This window comes from Hydrogenophaga sp. (assembly GCF_025699295.1).
Taxonomy (GTDB): domain Bacteria; phylum Pseudomonadota; class Gammaproteobacteria; order Burkholderiales; family Burkholderiaceae_C; genus Hydrogenophaga.
In genome coordinates, this window is record NZ_JAILWB010000010.1 from 143192 (window position 1) to 167030 (window position 23839).

General features: G+C 68.5%; 21 protein-coding genes. 9 read left to right on the forward strand and 12 right to left on the reverse strand.

Annotation, left to right across the window (positions count from 1 at the left end; all coding sequences use genetic code 11):
• Positions 1 to 2 precede the first annotated feature (2 nt).
• Positions 3 to 1118: an acyl-CoA dehydrogenase family protein gene (locus K5880_RS12430; RefSeq protein WP_297652438.1), complete on the forward strand. Its 1116-nt coding sequence runs from the start codon at positions 3 to 5 to the stop codon at positions 1116 to 1118.
• Positions 1119 to 1187: 69 nt separating this feature from the next.
• Complete coding sequence (locus K5880_RS12435) at positions 1188 to 2567, forward strand: alpha/beta fold hydrolase (RefSeq protein ID WP_297652440.1); 1380 nt, start codon at positions 1188 to 1190, stop codon at positions 2565 to 2567.
• 14 nt (positions 2568 to 2581) lie between these two features.
• On the opposite strand, the gene K5880_RS12440 is transcribed toward K5880_RS12435, so the two are convergent.
• A complete protein-coding gene (locus K5880_RS12440) occupies positions 2582 to 3139 on the reverse strand; it encodes an HNH endonuclease (protein WP_297652442.1) in 558 nt (185 codons plus the stop codon).
• 180 nt (positions 3140 to 3319) lie between these two features.
• Here K5880_RS12440 and K5880_RS12445 point away from each other — a divergent pair, with 180 nt between their 5' ends.
• From K5880_RS12445 to K5880_RS12465, 5 genes are all read left to right on the forward strand, one after another.
• Complete coding sequence (locus K5880_RS12445; RefSeq protein ID WP_297652444.1) at positions 3320 to 4384, forward strand: bifunctional riboflavin kinase/FAD synthetase; 1065 nt, start codon at positions 3320 to 3322, stop codon at positions 4382 to 4384.
• Between the two features lie 120 nt (positions 4385 to 4504).
• Positions 4505 to 7441 carry an isoleucine--tRNA ligase gene (gene ileS, locus K5880_RS12450; RefSeq protein WP_297652447.1) on the forward strand — a complete coding sequence of 979 codons (2937 nt, stop codon included), beginning with the start codon at positions 4505 to 4507 and terminating at the stop codon, positions 7439 to 7441.
• The gene (gene lspA, locus K5880_RS12455) at positions 7441 to 7950 is read left to right on the forward strand and encodes a signal peptidase II (protein WP_297652450.1); all 510 of its coding nucleotides are present in this window, start codon (positions 7441 to 7443) and stop codon (positions 7948 to 7950) included. The genes ileS and lspA overlap by 1 nt, the downstream gene beginning before the upstream one ends.
• A gap of 47 nt (positions 7951 to 7997) precedes the next feature.
• A complete protein-coding gene (locus K5880_RS12460) occupies positions 7998 to 9656 on the forward strand; it encodes a Na/Pi cotransporter family protein (protein ID WP_297652453.1) in 1659 nt (552 codons plus the stop codon).
• A gap of 96 nt (positions 9657 to 9752) precedes the next feature.
• Entirely contained in the window at positions 9753 to 10901 is a 1149-nt protein-coding gene (locus tag K5880_RS12465; protein ID WP_297652456.1) for an aminotransferase class V-fold PLP-dependent enzyme, read from the forward strand.
• 205 nt (positions 10902 to 11106) lie between these two features.
• On the opposite strand, the gene K5880_RS12470 is transcribed toward K5880_RS12465, so the two are convergent.
• Positions 11107 to 12102, reverse strand: coding sequence for a quinone oxidoreductase (locus K5880_RS12470; RefSeq protein WP_297652459.1), 996 nt, complete (start codon positions 12100 to 12102; stop codon positions 11107 to 11109).
• A 119-nt stretch (positions 12103 to 12221) separates the two neighbouring features.
• Here K5880_RS12470 and K5880_RS12475 point away from each other — a divergent pair, with 119 nt between their 5' ends.
• Entirely contained in the window at positions 12222 to 13163 is a 942-nt protein-coding gene (locus K5880_RS12475; protein WP_297652462.1) for a DMT family transporter, read from the forward strand.
• On the opposite strand, the gene K5880_RS12480 is transcribed toward K5880_RS12475, so the two are convergent.
• From K5880_RS12480 to K5880_RS12515, 8 genes are all read right to left on the reverse strand, one after another.
• Positions 13160 to 13957, reverse strand: a complete 798-nt coding sequence (locus K5880_RS12480) for an SDR family oxidoreductase (protein ID WP_297652464.1) — start codon at positions 13955 to 13957, stop codon at positions 13160 to 13162. The two genes, K5880_RS12475 and K5880_RS12480, sit on opposite strands and share 4 nt — an antisense overlap.
• A gap of 16 nt (positions 13958 to 13973) precedes the next feature.
• Positions 13974 to 14912 (reverse strand): DMT family transporter, encoded by a 939-nt coding sequence (locus K5880_RS12485; protein WP_297652467.1) that lies wholly within the window; start codon positions 14910 to 14912, stop codon positions 13974 to 13976.
• Between the two features lie 73 nt (positions 14913 to 14985).
• The gene (locus K5880_RS12490; RefSeq protein WP_297652470.1) at positions 14986 to 16554 is read right to left on the reverse strand and encodes a tripartite tricarboxylate transporter permease; all 1569 of its coding nucleotides are present in this window, start codon (positions 16552 to 16554) and stop codon (positions 14986 to 14988) included.
• Between the two features lie 21 nt (positions 16555 to 16575).
• A complete protein-coding gene (locus tag K5880_RS12495) occupies positions 16576 to 17091 on the reverse strand; it encodes a tripartite tricarboxylate transporter TctB family protein (RefSeq protein ID WP_297652473.1) in 516 nt (171 codons plus the stop codon).
• A gap of 25 nt (positions 17092 to 17116) precedes the next feature.
• Positions 17117 to 18931: a GspE/PulE family protein gene (locus tag K5880_RS12500; RefSeq protein WP_297652475.1), complete on the reverse strand. Its 1815-nt coding sequence runs from the start codon at positions 18929 to 18931 to the stop codon at positions 17117 to 17119.
• A 7-nt stretch (positions 18932 to 18938) separates the two neighbouring features.
• Entirely contained in the window at positions 18939 to 19721 is a 783-nt protein-coding gene (locus K5880_RS12505; RefSeq protein WP_297652478.1) for a spermidine synthase, read from the reverse strand.
• 195 nt (positions 19722 to 19916) lie between these two features.
• Complete coding sequence (locus tag K5880_RS12510) at positions 19917 to 20411, reverse strand: DNA-deoxyinosine glycosylase (protein WP_297652481.1); 495 nt, start codon at positions 20409 to 20411, stop codon at positions 19917 to 19919.
• Entirely contained in the window at positions 20408 to 21253 is an 846-nt protein-coding gene (locus K5880_RS12515; RefSeq protein ID WP_297652484.1) for a TatD family hydrolase, read from the reverse strand. Before K5880_RS12515 ends, K5880_RS12510 begins: the two co-directional genes overlap by 4 nt.
• A gap of 72 nt (positions 21254 to 21325) precedes the next feature.
• Between K5880_RS12515 and K5880_RS12520 the strand changes: the two genes are divergently transcribed.
• Complete coding sequence (locus tag K5880_RS12520) at positions 21326 to 21766, forward strand: META domain-containing protein (RefSeq protein WP_297652487.1); 441 nt, start codon at positions 21326 to 21328, stop codon at positions 21764 to 21766.
• A gap of 33 nt (positions 21767 to 21799) precedes the next feature.
• On the opposite strand, the gene lolD is transcribed toward K5880_RS12520, so the two are convergent.
• A complete protein-coding gene (gene lolD / locus K5880_RS12525) occupies positions 21800 to 22465 on the reverse strand; it encodes a lipoprotein-releasing ABC transporter ATP-binding protein LolD (RefSeq protein WP_297652621.1) in 666 nt (221 codons plus the stop codon).
• A 73-nt stretch (positions 22466 to 22538) separates the two neighbouring features.
• Complete coding sequence (locus tag K5880_RS12530) at positions 22539 to 23795, reverse strand: lipoprotein-releasing ABC transporter permease subunit (protein ID WP_297652490.1); 1257 nt, start codon at positions 23793 to 23795, stop codon at positions 22539 to 22541.
• Positions 23796 to 23839 lie beyond the last annotated feature (44 nt).

The following is a 23839-nucleotide window of genomic DNA, read 5'->3' on the forward strand; positions in this document are numbered from 1 at the left end:
ACATGGATTTCGATTTTTCCGACGATCAGGCCGCCTTGCGCGACGCCGTGCAGAAGTGGGTGGAGAAGGCCTACACCTTCGAGCGCCGCAACGCCATCGTGGCCGGGGGCGGTTTTGACCGCAAGGCCTACGGTGAGCTGGCCGAACTCGGTCTGGCCGGCCTGTACGTGAGCGAGGACGACGGTGGCCTCGGCATGGGGCCCGTCGAAGGCATGGTGGTGATGGAAGAGCTGGGTCGCGGCATCGTGCTCGAACCGCTCGCCCAGACCCTGATCGCCTCGGGCCTGCTCGGCGGCTACGCGCCCGCGGACCTCAAGGCCGCGTGGCTGCCGCGCGTGGCCTCGGGCGAGGCGCTGGTGGTGCTCGCGCACCAGGAGCGCAAGGCGCGCTACAAGCTCGACGTATGCGCCACCACCGCCACCCAGGCCGCCAAGGGCTGGACGCTGTCGGGCACCAAGAACCTGGTGCCGGTGGCCGACCAGGCCGATGCCTTCATCGTGCCGGCGATGGCTGGAGGCAAGCTCGCCCTTTTCCTGGTCGAGCGCACCGCTGCCGGCGTGGGCACCCGAGGCCACCACACGCAGGACGGCGGTCGCGCTGGCGACCTGACGCTCAAGGACACGCCCGCGCAGCTCATCACCACCGACGGCCAGACCGCCCTGGAGCATGGCGTGGACGTCGGCATCGCCGCGGCCTGCGCCGAAGCCGTGGGCGTGCTGGACAAGACGCTGGCCATCACGGTCGAGTACATGAACACGCGCAAGCAGTTTGGCGTGGCCATCGCCAGCTTCCAGGCGCTGCGCCACCGCGTCGCCGACATGAAGATGCAGCTGGAACTGGCACGCTCGATGAGCTACTACGCCAGTCTCAAGCTCAACGCACCCACGGCGGAGCGCCGCGCCGCCATGGCGCGCGCCAAGGTGCAGCTCGGTCAGTCGATGCGCTTCGTGGGTCAGCAGGCAGTGCAGCTGCACGGTGGCATCGGCGTGACCGACGAGTACATCGTGAGCCACTACTTCAAGAAGCTGACCCAGCTGGAGATGAGCTTCGGCGACACCCTGCACCACCTCGGGGAGGTGTCCAGCCGGATGCAGGACACGGCCGGCGTGTTCGCCTGATCCCCTGAACGGCCCGCCCCATGCGGGCCGTTCAGTTTCCGCCCCTCAAAACGATTTCAGGAGACTCCCATGACCACCCGCCGTCACATCCTCGCCCTGACCGCCAGCAGCCTGCTGCTCGCCGCATGCGCTTTTGCGCCGCCACAAGGCGCGGCGCAGCCCCCCATCGTCTTCGTGCATGGCAACGGTGATTCGGCCTCGATCTGGCAGACCACGGTGTGGCGCTTCGAAGCCAACGGCTGGCCGCGCGAACGCCTGCACGCCATCGACCTGCCCTACCCGCTGGCGCGCGACGACGACGGCAAGGCCCAGCCCGGGCGCACGTCCACCACGGAGCACATGGCCTACCTGAAGGCGGAGGTGGAACGGGTGCTCAAGGCCACGGGCGCGAAGCAGGTGGTGCTGGTGGGCAACTCGCGCGGCGGCAACGCGATCCGCAACTACATCCAGAACGGCGGTGGCGAACGCACCGTGAGCCACGCGGTGCTTGGCGGTACGCCCAACCACGGCGTCTGGGCCATCAAGGGATTTCGGGAAGGCAACGAATTCGCCGGCACCGGGCCGTTCCTGACCTCACTCAACGCGCCCAAGAATGCAGCGGGCGACGAAGTCGCCGGGCCGGTGCAATGGATGACGATCCGCTCGGACAACAACGACAAGTTCGCCCAGCCCGACGGCTTGTGGATCGGCGCCAAGGGCACACCGACCAACGTCACCTATGAAGGACCCGCGCTCAAGGGCGCGAACAACGTGGTGCTGCCGCGCGTCGATCACCGTGAAACCTCCTTTTCGCCCGCGGCCTTCGATGCCACATGGCGCTTCATCACCGGGCGCTCGCCGGTGACCGTGTCGGCCCCGGTGCAGGCACCGGTGGTGCTCAACGGCAAGATCACCGGCCTCGGACTGAGCCCCACCGATCCGGCCAGCGGCAACTACGCCAACAACCTGCCCTTGCCGGGCGCGCAGCTCGCGGTGTACGCCACCGACCCGGCCACCGGCGAACGCAAGGGCGCAGCGGTGCACGGCAAGACCGTGGGCGCCGACGGCCTCTGGGGGCCGTTCACGGCGCAGGCCGGCGTGCCCTACGAGTTCGTGATCAGCGCACCCGGCTACGCTACCACGCACATCTACCGCAGCCCGTTTCCGCGTTCCAGCGAGCTGATCCACCTGCGCGCCGAGCGCATCGCCGCGGCCGACAAAGATGCGAAGTCCATCGTGACCTTCACACGACCGCGCGGCTACTTTGACGCACAGCGCGACAGGATGAGCTTCGACGGCAAGGCCCTGCCCGGCGTGCCGCCCGCGGGCGCGGGCGTGTCCAGCGCAAAGATCAAATTGATGGAGGACGGCGTGCGTGCCATCCCGGCGGAATTCAACGGCGAGAAGATCACCGGCCGCACCTGGCCTGTCTCCGACAACCGGGTGGTCGTTCTTGAATTGACCTATTGAGGCCGCTCCCAGCCTCAGGCGTGCAGGCGCGAGGTCTTGGGCAGGTGCGACATCAGGAACTCCATCTGGTCGGCCAGGATGCGCCGGTTGCGCAGGATGAAGTCCTCCCACAGGCTGGGCACGTAAGGCGCATACAACAGCCCCATGTGCGCCTGCTCGGGTGTGCGGTTGCCCTTGCGGTGGTTGCACGACTTGCAGGCCGTCACCACGTTCATCCAGGTGTCACGCCCCTCCTGCCCCAGCGGCACGATGTGCTCGCGGGTCAGCACCTCTTCATGGAAATGCTCGCCGCAGTAGGCGCACACATTGCGGTCGCGCGCGAACAGTTTGCTGTTGGTCAGCGTGGGCCGCAGGTCAAACGGGTTGATGCGCGGCACGCCCTGGGTGCCGATGATGGAATTGACGTTGATGATCGACTGGCGCCCCGTGATGGCGTTGTGCCCGCCATGGAACACCGCTACCTCGGCCCCCATCTCCCAGCGCACCTCGTCCGCGGCGTAATGCAGCACGGCTTCTTCGAGGCTGATCCACGACTGTGGCAGCCCCTGGGCGGAGAGCTTCAAGACCTTCAAGACGGGCTCCTTCAAGTGAACAAGTCAACCGGAAGGGACGGCCCTGCGAGACCGTCCGGCGCCCGCGGGCCTGGCTCGCGGGCGCATATCATCGTGTGCCAATATAGCAAGCTTTGATGACTCGGCCCTTCTCCGAGGCCAATTGGGTCTCGGGCCAGTCCCTCCACCCCCTCGCACGGCATGAAAATCTATCGCGGGTTGCGCCCCCATTCCGCCAGTTCCGGCGGCTGTGCGCTGACCATTGGCAACTTCGACGGCGTGCACCGCGGCCACCAGGCCATGCTCGCGCTGCTCGACAACGAAGCCCGGCACCGCGGCGTGCCCAGCTGCGTCATGACCTTCGAACCACACCCGCGCGACTACTTTGCCGCGCTGCACCACAAGCCCGAGCTGGCGCCCGCGCGCATCGCCACGCTGCGCGACAAGCTGCAGGAGCTGGAGCGCTGCGGCGTCGACGAATGCGTGGTGCTGCCGTTCAACGCCCGGCTGGCCAGCCAGGCGCCCGAGGCCTTCATTGCAGACACGCTGGTGGGCGCTCTGGGTGTGGAATACGTGCTGGTGGGCGACGACTTCCGCTTCGGCGCGAAGCGCGCTGGCGACTACGCCATGCTCGACGCGGCGGGTGGGCGTCTGGGTTTCGACGTGGCGCGCATGCAGAGCTACGAGGTGCATGGACTGCGCGTGTCCAGCTCGGCGGTACGCGACGCCCTGGGCGAAGGCCGCATGGACGACGTGGCCGCCCTGCTGGGCCGCCCCTACAGCATCAGCGGCCATGTGGTGCACGGACGCAAGCTGGGTCGCCAGCTGGCCGAAAGCGCACCCGGGCGCGGCGACGGCTTTCGGACTCTCAACCTGCGCTTCTCGCACTGGAAACCGGCCGCCAGCGGCATCTTCGCGGTGCATGTGCACGGGCTCGGCCCGCAAGCGGATTCGCCCCCGCTGCCGGGCGTGGCCAACCTGGGCGTGCGGCCCTCGCTGGACCCCGATGACGCCAACGGCGGGCGCGTGCTGCTGGAGACCCATTGCCTCGAATGGCCGGCGGCGCTTGCGGCCAGCCTGCCTGGCGGGGAGGCCTACGGTAAAATCGTGCGCGTGGAACTGCTGCACAAACTGCATGACGAGCTGAAATACGACGGCCTCGACGCCCTGACCCAGGGCATCGCCCGGGACTGCGACGACGCACGTGCGTTCTTTGCGTCGCTGCACACGCAAACCCACCGGCAGACCACCCGCGACCGAATTTAGACGATCCGTCTGCCCGGTCGCCGCCCTTCGACAGGCTCAGGGCGAACGGTGTCGCCCCACAGTTCTCGCACTCCCCGCACGGGCTGAGCTTGTCGAAGCCACCACGGAACCCCCTCAGTCATGTCCGACGCTCCCACCGACTACCGCAGCACCCTCAACCTGCCCGACACGCCCTTCCCCATGCGCGGTGACCTGCCCAAGCGCGAGCCGGGCTGGGTCAAGGCATGGCAGGACGAGGGCCTGTACCAGCGCCTGCGCGTGGCCCGCGCCGGCGCGCCGCTGTTCGTGCTGCACGACGGCCCGCCCTATGCCAACGGCAAGCTGCACATCGGCCATGCGCTCAACAAGATCCTCAAGGACATGATCGTCAAGAGCCGCCAGCTCACCGGCTTCGACGCGCAGTACATCCCTGGCTGGGACTGCCATGGCTTGCCGATCGAGAACGCGATCGAAAAACTGCACGGCCGCAACCTCGGCCGTGATGACATGCAGGCGAAGAGCCGCGCATTCGCCACCGAGCAGATCGACCAGCAGCGCGAGGACTTCCGCCGCCTGGGCGTGCTCGGCGACTGGGAACGCCCCTACCGCACCATGGACCCGGCGAACGAGGCCGGCGAACTCCGCGCCTTCAAGCGCGTGATCGAGCGCGGTTTCGTCTACCGCGGCCTCAAGCCGGTCTACTGGTGTTTCGACTGCGGCTCGTCGCTGGCCGAATTCGAGATCGAATACGCCGACAAGAAGAGCGACACGCTGGACGTGGCCTTCGAAGCGGACGACGCAGCAAAGCTCGCGGCGGCTTTCGGCCTGCCCGCCTTGCCCACCGGAAAATCCGCCTTCGCCGTCATCTGGACCACCACCGCCTGGACCATCCCGGCCAACCAGGCGCTCAACGCCCACCCGGATTTCACCTACGCCCTGGTCGATACGCCCAAGGGCTGCCTGGTGCTGGCGGAAACCCTGGTCGAAAAGTGCCTGGAGCGCTTCGGCCTTGCCGGCGCGGTGCTGGCCACCGCCACGGGCAAGGCGCTGGGAGGCCTGAACTTCCGCCACCCGCTCTTCGATGCGGACGCGGGCTACCGCCGCCTCTCGCCGATGTACCTGGCCGACTACGTAAGCGACGCCGACGGCACCGGCATCGTGCACTCCTCGCCGGCCTACGGCCTGGACGACTTCAACTCCTGCACCGCCCACGGCATGAAGGTCGAGGACATCCTCAACCCGGTGCAGGGCAACGGCGCCTACGCGCAAGACTTCCCGCTGTTCGGTGGCCTGCATATCTGGAAGGCCGTGCCGGTGATCCTGGAAGCTCTGAAGAACGCCGGCCGCCTCCTGGCCACGCAGACCATCACGCACAGCTACCCGCACTGCTGGCGCCACAAGACGCCGGTGATCTACCGCGCAGCCGCGCAGTGGTTCGTGCGCATGGACGAGGGCGAGGGCGTGTTCACGAAAGACAAGGCGCCCAAGACCCTGCGCCAGACCGCGCTGGATGCGATCGAGCAGACCCGGTTCTTCCCCGCCAATGGCAAGGCCCGCCTGCACGACATGATTGCCAACCGGCCCGACTGGTGCATCTCGCGCCAGCGCAGCTGGGGGGTTCCCATTCCCTTCTTCCTGCACAAGGACTCGGGCGAACTGCATCCGCGCACCATGGATATCCTCGACCAGGCGGCCGACATCGTCGAGCGCGGTGGCATCGAGGCCTGGAGCCGCGTCACGGCCGAGGAGATCCTCGGCGCGGACGACGCGAAGCACTACACCAAGAGCACCGACATCCTGGAGGTGTGGTTCGACTCGGGCTCGACCTTCCAGCACGTGCTGCGCGGCAGCCATGCCCAGGCCTACGACCGCCTGCCGTACCACGAGAGCGGGCCCGAGGCCGACCTCTACCTCGAAGGCCATGACCAGCACCGCGGCTGGTTCCACAGCTCGCTGCTGCTGGGCTGCGCGCTCTACGATCGCGCGCCCTACCGCGGCATCCTGACGCACGGCTTCAACGTCGATGGCCAGGGCCGCAAGATGAGCAAGTCGCTGGGCAACGTGATCGAGATCGAGACCTTCGCCAAGGACCCGGGCGCCGAGATCGCGCGCCTGTGGGTCGCGTCCACCGACTACTCGGGCGACCCACCCATGGACAAGAAGGTCATCGCCCGCGTGACCGACGCCTACCGCCGCATCCGCAACACGCTGCGTTTCCTGCTGGCCAACGTGAGCGATTTCGACCCCGCAACCGACGCCGTGCCCTTCGACCAGTTGCTGGAGATCGACCGCTACGCACTGGCGCGCGCGGCGCAGTTCCAGGCCGAGATCCGGGCGCACTACGAGGTGTACGAATTCCACCCGGTGGTGGCCAAGCTGCAGGTGTACTGCTCGGAAGACCTGGGCGCGTTCTACCTCGACGTGCTCAAGGACCGGCTCTACACCACCGCGCCCAAGAGCCTGGCGCGGCGCAGCGCGCAGACCGCCCTGCACCAGATCACCCACGCCATGCTGCGCTGGATGGCGCCGTTCCTGAGCTTCACGGCCGAAGAGGCCTGGCCGGTGCTCGCGGGGGCGCAGAGCAAGGGATCGATCTTCTTCGAGACCTTTGCCGAGCTGCCATCAGTGGATGAAGTGCTCTTGGCTAAGTGGGCAAGGGTTCGAAGCATTCGCGCAATTGTGATGGGGAGAATTGAGTCGGATCTGAGAGAGAAAGGACTCGTTGGTTCGTCGCTAGAAGTGGAACTCGATATCGAAGCGCCTCACTTTCAAGGCGTAGGCATCGAAACTCGTGTGGCGCAAGGTCAACCGTCCTTTGTATGGAGAGGCGACGACTACAAATTGCTTGCAAGTCTTGGCGATGATCTGAAGTTCGTGTTCGTGGTTTCGAAAGTCTCCCTCCGCGAAGGACCTGACACAGGCGGCGGGAAGCTCTCCGTTTCAAAAACCGCAGAACCGAAGTGCGAGCGCTGCTGGCACTACCGCGACGACGTGGGCGCGGACGCCGCGCACCCCACGCTGTGCGGCCGCTGCACCAGCAACCTGTTCGGCGCGGGTGAAGCCCGTTCGGTGGCCTGATGGCGCGCGCGGGCAGCGCTGGCATCTGGCCCTGGCTGGGTCTGGCCGCCGTCCTGGTGGTGGCCGACCAGATCACCAAGCAGCTCATCCTGGCCAGCTACCAGCTCGGTGACAGCACCTATGTCGCCAGCTTCTTCAACATCGTGCGCGCGCACAACACCGGCGCGGCCTTCTCCTTCCTCGCGGGCGCCGGCGGCTGGCAGCGCTGGTTCTTCACCGCGGTGGGCCTGGGCGCGGCGGTGTTCATCGTCTGGATGCTGCGCTCGCACCCGGGCCAGAAGCTGTTCGCGTTCGCGCTCGCCTGCATCCTCGGCGGCGCGCTGGGCAATGTGATCGACCGTCTGGCGCACGGCTACGTGGTCGACTTCCTCGACTTTCACTGGCCCGTGCTGGCCGGCCTGTTCCCGGGCGGACATTTCCCCGCGTTCAACGTGGCGGACGCGGCCATCACCCTGGGCGCCATTGCCCTGATCCTTGACGAGATCCTGCGCGTACGGCGCAAGCGCTGAGCCAGCGCCCGCGCCGGCCTGTGGCTGGGCGTATAGTTTTGAGGCTCATGAAACACCTGCTGGATCTCCTGGCCGCCATTGCCCTGCTGGTGTGGGGCACCCACCTCGTACGCACCGGCGTGTTGCGCGTCTTCGGCAGCAATCTGCGCCAGATGCTTGCCACCAGCATGGGCAACCGGTTCACCGCGGCACTCTCCGGTCTGGGTGTCACGGCCCTGGTGCAGTCCAGCACGGCCACCGCACTCATCACGGCGTCCTTCGTCGGTCGCGGCCTGATCGCGCTGCCCGCGGCCCTGGCCGTGATGCTGGGCGCGGACATCGGCACCAGCCTGATGGCAGTGGTGTTTTCCCTGGACCTCTCGTGGCTGTCACCCCTGTTCATCTTCCTGGGCGTGACGCTGTTCATCTCGCGCCAGGGCACGCCGGTGGGGGATTTCGGGCGGGTGCTGATCGGCCTGGGCCTGATGCTGCTGGCCCTGCAGCTGATCTCCGGCGCCACCAGCGTGCTCACGCGCAACCCCGCGGTGCAACTGATGCTGGAGTCGCTCTCCAGCGACCGCCTGCTGGAAATCCTGGTGGGCGCGGCGCTCGCGGTGCTGGCCTATTCCAGCCTGGCCGTGGTGCTGCTGGCCGCGGCGCTCGCCTTGCAGGTCGTTGGGCTGGACGTGGCCCTGGGCATCGTGCTCGGCGCCAACCTGGGCAGTGGCCTGCTGGCGGTGATCACCACCGCCAGGTCCGGCATCAGCACGCGCCAGGTGCCATTGGGCAACCTGCTGTTCAAGGTGCTGGGCGTGGCCATTGCGATCGGGCTCATCCCGCTGTGGCTGCGAGCCATGGAACCCCTGGTGCAAGATCCGGCCACGCTCACCGTGCTGTTCCACCTCAGTTTCAACATCATGGTGGGCCTGGTCTTCATCGGCCTGACGCGACCGGTGGCAGGTCTGGTGAACCGGTTGCTGCCGCTGAAGGAAGGCAAGGGGCCGCTGGACCGGCCCAACCACCTCGACCCCTCGGCGCTGGCCACGCCTTCGCTGGCCATCTCCTGCGCGGCGCGCGAGGCCATGCACCAGGCCGACGTCGTCGAAACCATGCTGCGCGGCGTGGTCACCGTGATCCGGACCAACGACCTCAAGCTCGCGCAGGACCTGCGCAAGCTCGACGACACGGTCGACAGCCTCTACTCGGCAATCAAGTACTACCTCACCAAGATCTCGCGTCAGCAGCTCAGCGAGTCCGAGGGCCGGCGCTGGACCGACATCATCAGCTTCACGATCAACATGGAGCAGATCGGCGACACGGTCGAGCGCGTGCTGCTCGACGTGGAGGAGAAGAAGATCCGCAAGGGCCGCGACTTTTCCGAGGCCGGCATGGCGGAAATCGTCGAGCTGCATGCGCGCCTGATCGACAACCTGCGCCTGGGCATGAGCGTGTTCCTCAACGGCAACGTGCGCGACGCGCAGCGCCTGGTGGAGGAGAAGGTGCGCTTTCGCGACATGGAGCGCGAGTACGCCGCCACCCACCTCGACCGACTCTCGGACATGAGCCCGCAGAGCATCGACACCAGCGCGCTGCACCTGGACCTCATCAGCGACCTCAAGCGCATCAACTCGCACATCTGTTCGATCGCCTACCCGATCCTGGACAACGCGGGTGTGCTCGCTCCCAGCCGGCTGCGCGAGCCGCCCCCCAACGCCAGCCGTTTCTGAACCGCGCGCCGGCGCGATGCCCGCCCCGCTGCAGGCGCGCAAACGCTGTGCTACGCTGACCCTCCGCCTTTTCGCGACCCGCTTCAGGAGACACCCATGCCCGGACTGCTGCCCCACGTCGACCCCGATGGCCTGCTCGAGTTTTCGGTGGTCTACACCGACCGCGCGCTCAACCACATGTCCCGGCGCTTCCAGGGCGTGATGACCGACATCTCGGCCATGCTCAAGCGCGTCTACGGTGCGCATTCGGCGGTGCTGGTGCCCGGCAGTGGCACCTTCGGCATGGAATCGGTGGCGCGGCAGTTCGCCCACGGCCAACATGTGCTGGTGATCCGCAACGGCTGGTTCAGCTACCGCTGGACGCAGATCTTCGAGATGGGCAGCATCCCCGCCAGCCACACCGTGATGAAGGCACGGCGCGTGGGCGAAGGCGCGCAGGCCGCCTGGGCCCCCGCGCCGATCGACGAGGTGGTGGCCACCATCGCGCGCGAGAAACCCGCGCTGGTGTTCGCGCCCCATGTGGAAACCGCGGCCGGCATGATGCTGCCCGACGACTACCTCAAGGCCGTGGCCGACGCGGTGCACGCCGTGGGCGGCCTGTTCGTGCTCGACTGCATTGCCTCGGGTGCCATCTGGGTGGACATGCAGGCCACCGGCGTGGACATCCTCATCAGCGCGCCACAGAAGGGCTGGAGCAGCTCGCCCTGCTGCGCCATGGTCATGCTCAGTGAGCGCGCCCGCGCCGCCATCGACGCCACGCAGAGCACCACCTTTGCGATGGACCTGAAGAAGTGGCTGCAGATCATGGAGACCTACGAAGGCGGCGGCCACGCGTACCACTCGACCCTGCCGACCGACGCCCTCACGCGCCTGCGCGAGACCATGAAGGAAACCGAGGCCTATGGCTGCGAGCGCGTGCGAAAGGAACAGATCGACCTTGGCGCGCAGGTGCGTGCCTTGCTGGAGCGCCACGGTTTCCCCAGCGTGGCCGCGAAGGGTTTCCAGGCCCCTGGCGTGGTGGTGAGCTATACGACCGACCCGGACATCCAGTCGAGCAGGAAGTTTCTGGCCCAGGGCCTGCAGACCGCCGCCGGCGTGCCCCTGCAGTGCGACGAAGGCCCGGACTTCAAGACCTTCCGCATCGGCCTGTTCGGTCTGGACAAGTGGCACGATGTGCCCGGCACGCTGCAGCATCTGGCGCGGGCGCTGGCTGAAGTGGCTCCCAAGCAGGCACTGCCTGCCTGATTGCTCGCCATGACCTCGCGGGATCGGGGCGCAATGGCGCTCTGCTCCGCGAATGTCCCCCGGGGCCTTCGGCCCCTCCTCCTTGATTTCGCTGCGCAGAACGCCATTGCACCCCGATCGCAGGCGTGCTTGCTTTCATAGGTTGGATTACCTTGGTGCTCGCGGCCTTGGAGCACTGGGTATCCCACCAAGCAGGCACAAGGACTCAGGGCAGCAAAACAGTGCAACCCGTGGTCGAGCGCGCCTCCAGGCTTTCATGCGCCTTGCGCACGTCGGTGAGTGCAAAGCGCTGGTCGATGCGGATCTTTACCTGGCCACCCTCCACCACCGCGAACAGGTCGTCGGCCATGGCCTGGGTGCGCTCGCGGCTGGTGATGTGGGTGAACAGCGTCTGGCGCGTCACATACAGCGAGCCCTTCGGGCCGAGGATGCCGGGCGCGAACGGTGCCACCGGGCCCGAGGCATTGCCGAAACTGGCCATGAGACCGAAAGGGCGCAGGCAGTCGAGCGACTTGTCGAAGGTGTCCTTGCCCACCGAGTCGTAGACCACCTTGACGCCCTGGCCGTTGGTGATGTCCTTGACGCGCGCGGCGAAATCTTCGTTGCGGTAATTGATGGTGAACTCGGCGCCGTGCGCGCGCGCCAGCGCGCACTTCTCGTCCGACCCCGCCGTGCCGATCAAGCGCAGGCCGAGCGCCTTCGCCCACTGGCAGGCGATCAGGCCCACGCCACCGGCGGCGGCGTGGAACAGCACGAAGTCACCCGCTTCCAGCCCCTCCACCGGCTTGCAGCGCTTGAGCAGGTACTGCGCGGTCAAACCCTTGAGCATCATGGCCGCGCCGGTCTCGAAGTCGATCGCGTCGGGCAGTTTGCAAACGTTCATGGCGGGCATCACGCGCACGTCGCAATAGCTGCCGGGCGGGTTGGCTGCGTAGGCCGCCCGATCCCCGGCCTGGAGGTGCGTCACGCCTTCGCCCACCGCCTCGATCACGCCCGCGCCCTCCATGCCCAGCGCCAGCGGCATGGGAAACGGATACAGGCCGGTGCGCTGGTAGACGTCGATGAAGTTCAGGCCCACGGCGTGGTGCCGGATGCGGATCTGCCCCGGCCCGGGGTCGCCCACGCTCACGGTGTCGATCACCAGTTGCTCGGGGCCGCCGTTGGCATGGATGCGCACGGCGCGGCTGGTCTGTTCACTCATCTCGGGTCTCCTCGGGGTGAAAAGCGGCCATGCTGCCACGAAACGTCCACCACACCCACGCGAGACCGCATCACCCCCATGCCCCGGCCGGACATGGTCGCAGCGCTACAGTGCGGGCCATGCCCCAGCACGCCAGCAACCGCCTCACGCCCACCACCCTGCTACTGCTGGTCCTTCCGCCGCTGCTGTGGGCGGGCAACGCCGTCGTGGGCCGTGCCATGCAGGGCGTGGTGCCGCCGATCACGCTGAACTTCCTGCGCTGGGGGCTGGCCTTTGTGTTGCTGCTGCCGCTGGCGGGATGGGTGCTGCGCCCGGGCAGCCCGCTGTGGCCACACTGGCGGCGCTTCGCGCTGCTCGGCCTGCTGGGTGTGGGTTGTTACAACGCGCTGCAATACCTCGCGCTCAAAACCTCCACCCCGGTGAACGTGACGCTGGTAGCCGCGAGCATGCCGGTGTGGATGCTGTTGCTCGGGCGGGTGCTGCACGGCGTACCGATCTCGCGACGCGCCGCGCTCGGCGCGGCCCTCTCGCTCACCGGCGTGGCGGTGGTGCTCACACGCGGCCAGATCGACGACTTGCTCTCGGTGCGGCTGGTGGCGGGCGACGGCTGGATCCTGCTGGCCTCCTTGCTGTGGGCCTGGTACAGCTGGCTGCTGGCGCGTCCCCGACCAGGCAGCGAACCCGCCGCCATCAAGGCCGACTGGGCCGCCTTCCTGCTCGCGCAGATGGTCATGGGTCTGGGCTGGTCGGGTCTGTTCGCCGCGGGCGAATGGCTGACGCTGCCGGCAGCGCTGCCCGGGGAAGGCCATATCCAGTGGGGCTGGCCGCTGGCCGCCGCGCTGGTCTACGTGGCCGTGGGGCCTTCGCTGGTGGCCTACCGCTGCTGGGGTGCGGCGGTGGGTCGTGTGGGGCCGCCCATTGCCGCCATCTTCAACAACCTCACCCCGTTGTTCGCTGCCGTGCTGTCGGCCACGCTGCTGCGCGAGCCGCCACGCCTGTACCACGCGGTCAGCTTCGTGCTGATCGTCGGCGGCATCCTGGTGTCGTCGCGCCGTTCCTAGAAGGTACCTGGGTAGGCACCACCGTCGGCCAGCACGTTCTGGCCGGTGATGTAGCCAGCCTGCACGCTGCAGAGGAAAGCGCAGACAGCGCCGAACTCCTGCGGATTGCCAAAGCGCCGGGCGGGGATGCCCTTGCGGCGGTTCTCCGCGATGGCCTCCGCCGACTGCCCGCTCTTCTGCGCCAGTCCAGCCAGGGTGGTCTTGAGACGGTCGGTCTCGAAGGCGCCGGGCAGGAGGTTGTTGATCGTCACGCCCTGCGCCGCGACCGGGCTGCGCGCCACGCCGGCGACAAAGCCGGTGAGGCCACTGCGCGCGCCATTGGACAGACCCAGCACCTCCATCGGCGCCTTCACCGCGCCCGAGGTGATGTTGACGATGCGGCCGAAGCCCCGCTGCGCCATGCCGTCCACCGTGGCCTTGATGAGCTCGATCGGGGTGAGCATGTTGGCATCCAGCGCCTTGATCCAGACCTCGCGGTCCCAGGCGCGGAAGTCGCCCGGCGGCGGGCCTCCAGCGTTGTTGACCACGATGTCGAACGCCGTGCCCGGACCGTTCGCCACCGACAGCGCCGCCGCCCGGCCCTCCGGCGTGGTGATGTCGGCCGCCACGCCCAGCACAGCCACGCCGGGCGACGCCGCGCGCAGATCGGCCACGGCGGCCTCCAGGTCGCGCGCGCCGCGCGCCACCAGCACCACGTTCACACCTTCGGCCACCAGTGCCTGCGCGCAGCCCAGCCCGAGGCCCTTGCTCGCGCCGCACACCAGCGCCCATTTGCCCTTGATACCCAGATCCATGTGTTTCTCCAGAAAACTATTTGCGCGTTGACGCGCCACCAAAGCGCGTGACCAGGAACACGCCGCCCAGCACGAGCACGGTGCCCGCGACGATCCAGCGGTTGAACGGCTCGTCGAGGATGAGCACGCCCATGACGATGGTGGACATCGGGCCAATCATGCCCGTCTGCGCAGCCAGGCCGGCGCCGATACGCTCGATCGCCATCATCACCATCACCACCGGCGCGAAAGTGCACAGCGTGGCATTGAGCAGCGAGAGCCAGATCACCTCGGGCGCCACCACCGCCGCGCCCATGGGCCGCAGCAGCACGAACTGCAAAAGGCACAGCAGGCAGGCCACGCTGGTGGCCAGGCCCACCAGGCGCATCGAACCCAGGCGTTTGACCAGCTCGCCGCTGTAGACGAGGTAGACCGCGTAGCTGACCGCGCTGCCGAACACCAGCGCCGTACCCAGCGCCGCATCCGGCCCCTGCTGGCCGACCTCGTGCCCGAACACCAGCAGCACGCCGGCGTAGCTCACCGCCATCGCCAGCGCCTGCAGTCCCGTGATGCGGCGCCGGTAGATCACCCAGCCCAGCACCAGCACCAGTGTGGGGTTGAGATAGAGGACCAGCCGCTCCAGGCTGGCACTGACGAACTGCAGGCCCCAGAAGTCGAGAAAGCTCGCGAGGTAGTAGCCCGTGAAGCCCAGGCCCAGCACGCCCAGCCAGTCGCGCCGCGTCAGGGGCGAGGGCTTCTCACCGCCGGGCCGGTGGCTGGCCCACCACGCCAGCGCCAGGAACAGCGGCAGCGCGAACAGCATGCGGTACATGATGAGTGTGACCGCGTCCACGCCATACCGGTAGGCGAGCTTGACGATGATGGCCTTGCCGCTGAAAGCGATGGAGCCCGCGCTGGCAAGCAGCAGGCCGGTGACGAGGTGGGGCGTGGGGTGGGATGCGGACTCGGCGGACATCGCGACGATTATCCGGGCGGTGCGAAGGGCCCGGGGCGGCGCGGGGCTTCACATTTCGCGACGGCAGGCTGCGTCAACGAGACGCACGCCTTCTGGGCTGCAGCACCACCACCAGCAACAGCCCGATGGCCACCATCAGCAGCAGGGCCGACACCGGGCGCTCGAGAAACACGAACCAGTCGCCCCGCGAGAGCTGCAGGGCGCGGCGCAGATGCTCCTCGATACCGGGCGCGAGCACGTAGCCGAGCAGCAGGGCCACGCCCTCGCAGCCCAGGCGCTGCAGCACGAAACCCAGCAGCCCCAGGCCCATCACCAGCCACACCCCCCAGCCGTGCGGCCCCAGTGCGAGCGCGCCCAGGCCAGCGGCCACCAGCAAGGCCGCCAGCAGCGCACGGCGCGGCACGCGCAGCACATGCAGCAACGCGGGCGCCCACCAGCGGGCCAGCGGCAGGTTGAGCGCCAGCAGGAACAGATTGCCCACCCACATGGACACCAGCAAACCCCAGAACACGGTCGGCTGCAGTTCCATCACCGACGGCCCCGGCTCGATCGCGTGCAGCCCCAGAGCGCCCAGCAACAGGGCCATCACGGTGTTGGGCGGCACACCCAGCGCCAGCATGGGGAGGTAGGCGGTCTGGGCACCAGCGTTGTTGGCGGCTTCGGGCGCGACCACGCCGCGCAGGTTGCCCTGCCCGAGCGCGGGCACCCGCTGCCGCGAGACCACCACTTCCAGGCGGTACGCCGCCAGCGAGGCGAGCAGCGCGCCACCACCCGGCACCACACCCAGCGCCGCGCCCAGGCCGGTGCCACGCAGCAGCGCGGGCAAGGCGTCGCGCAGCTCGCCGCGCGTGGGCCGCGTGTCCATGCCGTTGGCAGCAGCCCTCGGGTGGGCGGATGCGCCTTCCGGCAGCGGCCTGGTCCGCGCGTGGGTAGACAGCCCGGCCAGCTCCGCCGCCACCGGCGCCACCACGAAAAAGCCCAGCGCCAGCGCGATGAAGCCCACGCCATCGGTCAAGCCCTGGCGGTGGCCCATCCAGGGCTCCAGTCCCACCGGCACAAAGCGCACAGACCCGGTCTGCGCATCCCAGCCCACCAGGCCCAGCAGCAGGCCGAGCACCGTCATCGCCAGCGCCTTGAGAAAGGAACCCGAGGCCAGCACCGTAGCCCCCACCAGGCCCACGACCAGCACGAGAAAGCGCTCAGACGCGCCGAACTGCATGCCTGCCGAAACCATCCATGGCGCGAGCAGGATCACGGCCCCGATCGCCAGGCAACCGGCCAGAAAGGAACTCAGCGTGGCCGTGACCAGTGCCGCGCCGGCACGCCCCTGCAACGCCAGTGGGTGCCCGTCATGACTGGTCATCACCGACGAGGCCTCGCCGGGCTGATCGAGCACGATGGCGGGCAGCGAACCGCCGTACTGCGCGCCGTAGTACACCCCGGCGAGCACCAGCAGCGCGGGCAATGCGGGCAGGCCCAGCGTGGCCGGCAACAGCAGTGCGATCGCGGCGACCGGCCCGAGTCCGGGCAGCACGCCGAAGACGCTGCCCACCGCCACGCCGAGCGCGATCAGGCCCAGGGCCTGCCAGCCCCAGACAGCTGTCATGCCCGTGATCAGTGCGTCCCACCAGGTGATGTCCATGCCTGCCCGCCCCCGGTGCGCTCAGCGTCCTGCGGGCCAGGCAGGCCACAGGGGAACGGTCAACCCCAGCAGGCCGACCCACACCACACACACAGCGGCCGCCAGCCCGAGCGACCACAGCCACAAGCGCCCGTGATCGGAGGACGTGCCGGCATCCACGGACAACACCGCCAGCACCAGCCCCACCACGCCAACCACCAGGCCCGGCACGGGCCAGCCCGCCAGGCCGTCGCCCACCCACGGCCACTGCGCGGGCCCGCTGCAAAAGGCCAGCCACAGCAGGCCGGCGAGCACGCGCGCCATCGGACCAGAACCCCAGTGCGCGACGCGCCCCTGACCCAGTGCCTCGAAGGTCAGTGCCTTGAACAGGATGAGCGCGCCCAGCAGCCCCAGCAACAGGCCGAGCAGCAGCGGCACATAACCCGGCCCCATGTCGCGCGCGGAGCCCAGGGCATGGCCCGAGGCCGCCCAGACGAACCCGGTACCCAGTCCGAGGAACACCAGTCCGGCGAGGAAGTCCTGCAGGTTCTTGATCATGGGCCGGTGCGACCTCGTCGTCGGCTCACTGCACGGGCGGGGTGCAGGCCAGCACCTCGTCCATGGTGGTCTGGCCCTCGGCCACGCGCGCCGCGCCACCCAGGCGCAGCGGGCGCATGCCGTCCTGCACGGCCTGCCTGCGCAGCGCATCGAGCACCGGTTCGCGGCTGACCTTGTCCTTGAAAGCCTCGGTCACCGTGAGCAGTTCGTACAGGCCCATGCGACCGCGAAACCCGGTCATGCGGCAATCGACACAACCCACCGGCTGGTAGGGCCGGTAGCTGCCGCTGACCTGCCAGGGCCTGACCAGCTCGGTCAGCGTCGCGCGCGAGGCGGCGGCCTCGTCCTTGTCCTGCGGTTTGCGGCAGGCCGGGCACAGCGTGCGCACCAGGCGCTGCGCCAGCACGCCCAGCACCGTGGCGTTGATCAGATAGGGCGGGATGCCCAGTTCCATCAAACGCATGATGGCCGAGGGCGCGTCGTTGGTGTGCAGCGTGGTGAAAACCAGATGCCCGGTGAGCGCGGCCTGCACCGCCATCTCGGCGGTGGCGAGATCGCGCACCTCGCCGACCATGATGATGTCCGGGTCCTGCCGCATCAGCGAGCGCAGGCCCTGCGCGAAATCGAGGTCCAGGTGCGGCTGCACCTGCGTCTGGTTGAAGGCCGGCTCGATCATCTCGATCGGGTCCTCCACCGTGCTCACGTTCACCTCCTCGGTGGCCAGGCGCTTGAGCGTGGCGTACAGCGTGGTGGTCTTGCCCGAACCGGTGGGGCCGGTCACCAGCACGATGCCATGTGGCTGCTTTGTGAGGCCTTCCCAGCGCTGCGCGTCGTGCGCGGCGAAGCCCAGCGCGCTGAGGTCCTTCACCGTCGACTCGGGGTCGAAGATGCGCATGACCAGTTTTTCGCCGAAGGCCGTCGGCAGCGTGGACAGGCGCATCTCCACCTCGTCGCCGCGCGCGCCTCCGACGCCCGGTCGCAGCGTCTTGATGCGCCCGTCCTGCGGCCGGCGGCGTTCGACCACGTCCATGCGGCCCAGCAGCTTGATGCGCGCGGTCATCGCGTTCATCACGCCGATGGGCATCTGGTAGACCGGGTGCAGCACGCCGTCGATGCGGAAGCGGATCACGCCCTGTTCGCGCCGCGGCTCCAGGTGGATGTCGCTGGCGCGCTGGTCGAACGCGTACTGCCAGAGCCAGTCCACCACCTGCACCACGCCCTGGTCGTTGGCATCGAGCTGCTTGTTGGCCTTGCCCAGCTCCACCAGTTGCTCGAAGCTGCCGAAGCCGCCCTGCCCGCCGCTCTTGCTGGCCGCGCGCACCGACTTGGCCAGCGCGAAGAATTCGCCGGTGAAGCTGCTGATGGCCTGCGGGCTGGCCAGCACCAGGCGCACGGTGCGACGCGTCTGGCGCTCCACCTCGGGCACCCAGTCGCGGATGAAGGGTTCGGCCGTGGCCACCACCACCTCGGCCGGGCTCACCAGCACCGGCAGCACCTTGTGGCGCTCGGCGTAGGCCGCGCTCATCACGTCGGCCACCTTGCCCACGTCGACCTTGAGCGGGTCGATGCGCATGTACTCCAGGCCACTGCGCTGGGCCAGCCACTGCGTGAGCGCTTCGACGTCGAGCAGGTGCTGGTCGGCCGCGCGCGACATGCCCACCACCGAGAGGCGCTGCAGCGGGTGCTGCGCGCTGTGCGCGGACGCGCAGCGCGCGGTGGTGCGCTCGGCCTCCTCGGGCGAGATCACGCCGTCCTCGCGCAACCAGCCCACCAGCGTGCGCCAGTCCAGCGGGCCCTCGACGTGCATGGCGGCGGGTTTCTGCGGGGTGGAGGTCTTCATGCGGCGATCAGGATACCGCCTTGAACAGGCGCAACCACTTCTCGGCGGGTAAACCCCAGCGCGCCTGCACCGTTTCGGCGCGCGACAGCAGGGCCATGCGCGTCACGCGCTCGGCAGTGCGTTGGGCCAGCACCACGGTGTTGCCTTCACGCGTCGGCTTGAAAGCCCAGACGGCGTCGGTGCCGAAGGCGGCGCAGATGCTTTGCAGCGAACGGTCGTAGCTGGCGTCGCGGCCGAACAGGTTGACGGTCAGGCAGCCGTCGTCGGTGAGGGCGTTGCGGCAGTCGGCATAGAAGTCGGGGCTGTCGAGCACGGGCGCAGCAGCCTCGTGGTCGTACAGATCGACCTGCAGCGCGTCGTAGGCGCCCGCATGCCCGGCGCGGCGGATTTCCTCGCCTGCGTCGGCCAGCAGCACGCGCAGGCGCGGCCCGTCCGGCGGCAGCTTGAACCACTGGCGGCACACCGCGAGCACCTGCGGGTTGATCTCGATCGCAGTGGTGTCCATGCGCAGCTTCTTGAAACAGAACTTGGTGAGCGCGGCCGAGCCCAGGCCGAGCTGCAGGGCGCGGCGCTTGCCGACCGAATCGGGATCGACGAACAGCAGCCAGGCCATCATGCGCTGCACGTAGTCGAGCTCGATGTCGAACGGTGCATCCAGCAGCATCGAGCCCTGGATCCACTCGGTTCCCAGGTGCAGGAAGCGCACCTCGCTGTCCTCGGAGATGGTCACTTCGGGAAGGGTCTGCACCGCGCGGCGTTGCCGGGCGGCGGCATTGGCACCGGCCTTCATGCGCTCGCCACCGCGACGGCTTGCTGCCTGCCAGGCCCCCACGGGGCCGGGAAGGAAGACGGCAGCCTCTTGCAACGGGCAATATAAAGGGAAGGCATCGGATGCGGCATGCGAGGGGGGCGTGTTGGGGCAGGCCATTATCAACACACCGGGGCCTCTGCGTCCGCGCCATGGCAAGGGCCGGACCCGGCAGTGTCAGGCCACGCCATGTCGGCGCAACACCTCGGCCCAGGCCGACAGCTTGCGATCGAAACGCCAGCTCGCGTTCGCGGGACTCGTGGACGGCAGCTTGTAGACCGGCACGCCCAGCTTCTCGGTGTGCCGCGCGTGCCGAAAGCTCTCGCCGCCGTTGTGCGCGATCGCGCCCAGTTTCGGACAGTGCCAGCGCACCACCGAAAAATCATTGAGCTCGGCGTTCTGGATGTCCACGTCCAGACTGCCTTCGCGCTCGCAGGCCCCATACACATCCCACACGCCCAACCCGTGGGTCTGCAGGGCCTCCACCCGCTCGGGGTAGCTCATCGACGGCAAGGGAAGCGCCCACAGGGCGCCGAGGATCTTCCAGAAATGGTTCTGCGGGTGGCCGTAGTACTGCTGCGCGCGCAACGAGGCCGCCCCCGGGAAACTGCCCAGCACCAGCACCCGCGTGTCCGCACTCAGCACCGGCGCGAGGCCTTGCAGGCGGCTCACGGCGCGAGCTCCAGGGCCGCCAGCCGGGGCAGTGCCTGCAGGGCATTGGCGGTCGTGGCGGCCTGCAGTTCAGCAACCGCCATGCCGCGCAGCGCCGCCACCACCGCACCAATGCGCGGCAGCTCGGCCGGGCTGTTGACGCCTTGCGCCCGACCCGCCGCGCGCTCGGCCGCCGTCACATAAAGCCACTGCGGCGGGATGTCGGGCGCGTCGGTCTCCAGCACCAGCGCCGACATCGGCAGCTCGGCCGCGAGCCTGCGCAACTGCCGCGCAGGCTCGAAGGTGCAGGCTCCACCGAAGCCCAGCTTGAAGCCCATGTCAACAAAGGCCTGCGCCTGCTGTTCGCTGCCATTGAAGGCGTGCGCAATACCTGAGCCGGTGGGCAGCTCGCGCAGGTGCTTGAGCAACTGGTCGGCACTGCGCCGCACATGCACGATCACGGGCAGGCCATGCTGGCGCGCCAGACGCAACTGCGCGCGGTAGAAGAAGGCCTGGCGCTCGCGTATCGCGGTCGTGCACAGCGCGGGCACGAAAAAATCCAGCCCGATCTCACCCACGGCCACCAGGCGCGGGTCGTCGCGGTGGGCGGTGAGCGCGGCGTCCAGCGCGGCCAGGTCGTCGTCCTGCGCGTTCGGCACGCACAGCGGGTGGATGCCCAGCGCGTAGGCGTCGCCGGTGCGGTGCGCAAGGGCACGCACGGTGTCGAAGTTGGACCGCTCCACCGCCGGGATCACGCACAGGCCCACGCCCGCCGCGGCCGCGCGCTCGCGCAGCGTGAACGTGAGCGCGTGATCGGCACCGAACTCGGGTGCGTCCAGATGGCAGTGTGTGTCGATCCACATGGCGGTATAACGGCACATTGTGCCGACAAGCGCAACCCCGCTCCCACCGGTCCCAACCCGAAGGATTCCACCATGGCATCGAAGCCTTCCTCGTCCAGCGCCTGCCTTCGCTGGCTCGCCGCCCCCGCGCTGATGGCGCTCACCGCCTGTGCCATGCCGGGTGCTCCCGCCCCCGCGCCGCTGGTGGGCAGCGAATGGCGGCTTGAAGAGCTGGGCGGGCGCGGCGTGCTCGACCACGTGCAGGCCACGCTGGCCTTTCCCGAGGCCGGGCGCGTGGCGGGCAACGGCTCGTGCAACCGCTTCTTCGGAACCTACACGCTGATGCAGGACCGCATCTCGCTGGGCCAGATGGGCGGCACGCGCATGGCCTGCGCCGAGGCCGTGAGCGAGCAGGAAGCGCGCTACATGGCGGCGCTGCAGAAGGCGCAGCGCCTGGAGGTGCAGGGCAAGACGATGCTCATGCACGTGCAGGACCAGGACAAGCCGCTGCGCTTCACGCGAACAAAACCCTGATCCGCCCTGGGAGCGGCCCGGCGGCGGATCGCCTCAGGTCAGCACGCCCGTCGTCAGCCGCAGCACGCGGCCGCAGCGCGCGGCCAGTGCCTCGTCGTGCGTGACGACGACGAAGGCCGTCCCTTGGTCGCGCGCGAGTTCCAGCATGAGCTGGAACACGCCTTCGGCGGTGCTGCGGTCCAGATTGCCGGTGGGTTCGTCGGCCAGCACGCAGGCCGGCTGCGTGACCAGCGCGCGCGCGATCGCCACACGCTGGCGCTCGCCGCCCGAGAGCTCGGCCGGCCGGTGGTGCAGGCGCTCACCGAGGCCGACGCGCCCCAGCATCCGCTCGGCCCCCACCGCCGCTTCGGCGCGCGGCAGGCGGCGGATCCACAGCGGCATGGCCACGTTGTCGCGCGCGCTGAATTCAGGAAGCAGGTGGTGGAACTGGTAGACAAAACCGAGGTGCCGGTTGCGCAGCCCGCCCTGCTGCGTGGCGCTCAGGCCCGACATGGATTGCCCCATGAGCTGCACGCTGCCGCTGGTGGGGGCGTCCAGCCCGCCGAGCAGGTGCAGCAGCGTGCTCTTGCCAGAGCCCGAAGCGCCGACGACGGCCACGGTCTCGCCCGCGCGCACAGTCAGATTCACGCCGGTGAGCACGGTGACGTCAAGCCGGCCTTCGTGGAAACGTTTGGTGAGGCCGGTGGCGCTCAACACCACGTCCGTTCGGGCTGAGCCTGTCGAAGCCCTTGTGAGCCCTTCGACAGGCTCAGGGCGAACGGGATTCTGGATTTCACTCATAGCGCAAAGCCTCAGCGGGGTTCACGCGGCTGGCGCGCCAGCTCGGGTAGATCGTGGCCAGGAATGCCAGCACCAGCGAGATCACGGCCACCGGCACGATGTCGGTCTGCTGCGGGTCGCTGGGCATGCGGCTGATGAGGTAGATGTCCTGCGGCAGGAAGCTCGCGCCCAGCAGGCGTTCGAGCGCGGGCACCAGGGTGTCGATGTTGAAGGCCACGCCCAAACCGAGCAGCAATCCCGCGCCGGTGCCGATGATGCCCACCATCGCGCCCTGCACCATGAAGACACCCATGATGCTCTGCGGGCTGGCACCCAGGGTGCGCAGGATGGCGATGTCGGCACGCTTGTCGGTCACCGTCATCACGAGCGTGGAGACGAGGTTGAAAGCGGCCACCGCCACGATCAGCGTGAGGATGATGAACATCATGCGTTTCTCGAGCTGCACCGCCGCGAACCAGGTGCGGTTCTGGCGCGTCCAGTCGCGCACCAGCAGGCCGGGGTCGAGATCACTGGCGATCGACACCGCCACCTCGCGAGCCTGATGCAGGTCCCGGATCTTCACGCGCACGCCGGTGGGGCCTTCCACACGGAAGATGCGCGCGGCGTCATCCGCATGCAGCAAGGCCAGCGCCGAGTCGTATTCGAAGTGGCCGGAGTTGAAGGTGCCCACCACCGTCATCTGGCGGATGCGCGGCACCACGCCGGCCGGCGTGACCTGGCCGCTGGGTGCGATCAGCGTGACGCTGTCGCCCGCGATCACGCCCAGGCTGCGCGCAAGGTCGCCGCCCAGGATGACGCCGAACTCGCCCGGCACCAGGCGCGGCAGCAGGGTGTCGGCCAGCTCGGCCGCGAGATCCGTGACCTTGGGCTCCTGTGCAGGATCGATGCCACGCACCAGCGCGCCCTTCATGTCCTCGCCGCGCGCGATCAGCGCCTGCGCCCCTACGAAAGGCGCGGCGCCCACCACTTCCGGGTGGCGTTCGATGCGCGCCAGCGTGTCCGCCAGGTTGGGGATCGCCTGCCCGTTCGGCTCGAACACCTCGATGTGCGAGAGCACGCCCAGCATGCGGTCGCGCACTTCCTTCTGGAAGCCGTTCATGACCGAGAGCACGATGATGAGCGCGGCCACGCCGAGCGCGATGCCCAGCATGGACACGCCCGAGATGAAGGAGATGAAACCGTTGCGCCGGGTGGCGCGGCCGGCGCGCGTGTAGCGCCAGCCGAGGATGAGTTCGTAGGGGGTTTGCATGGGTTCGTGTCCGAAGGGCATTGTGGCATCCCCGACAATCGCGT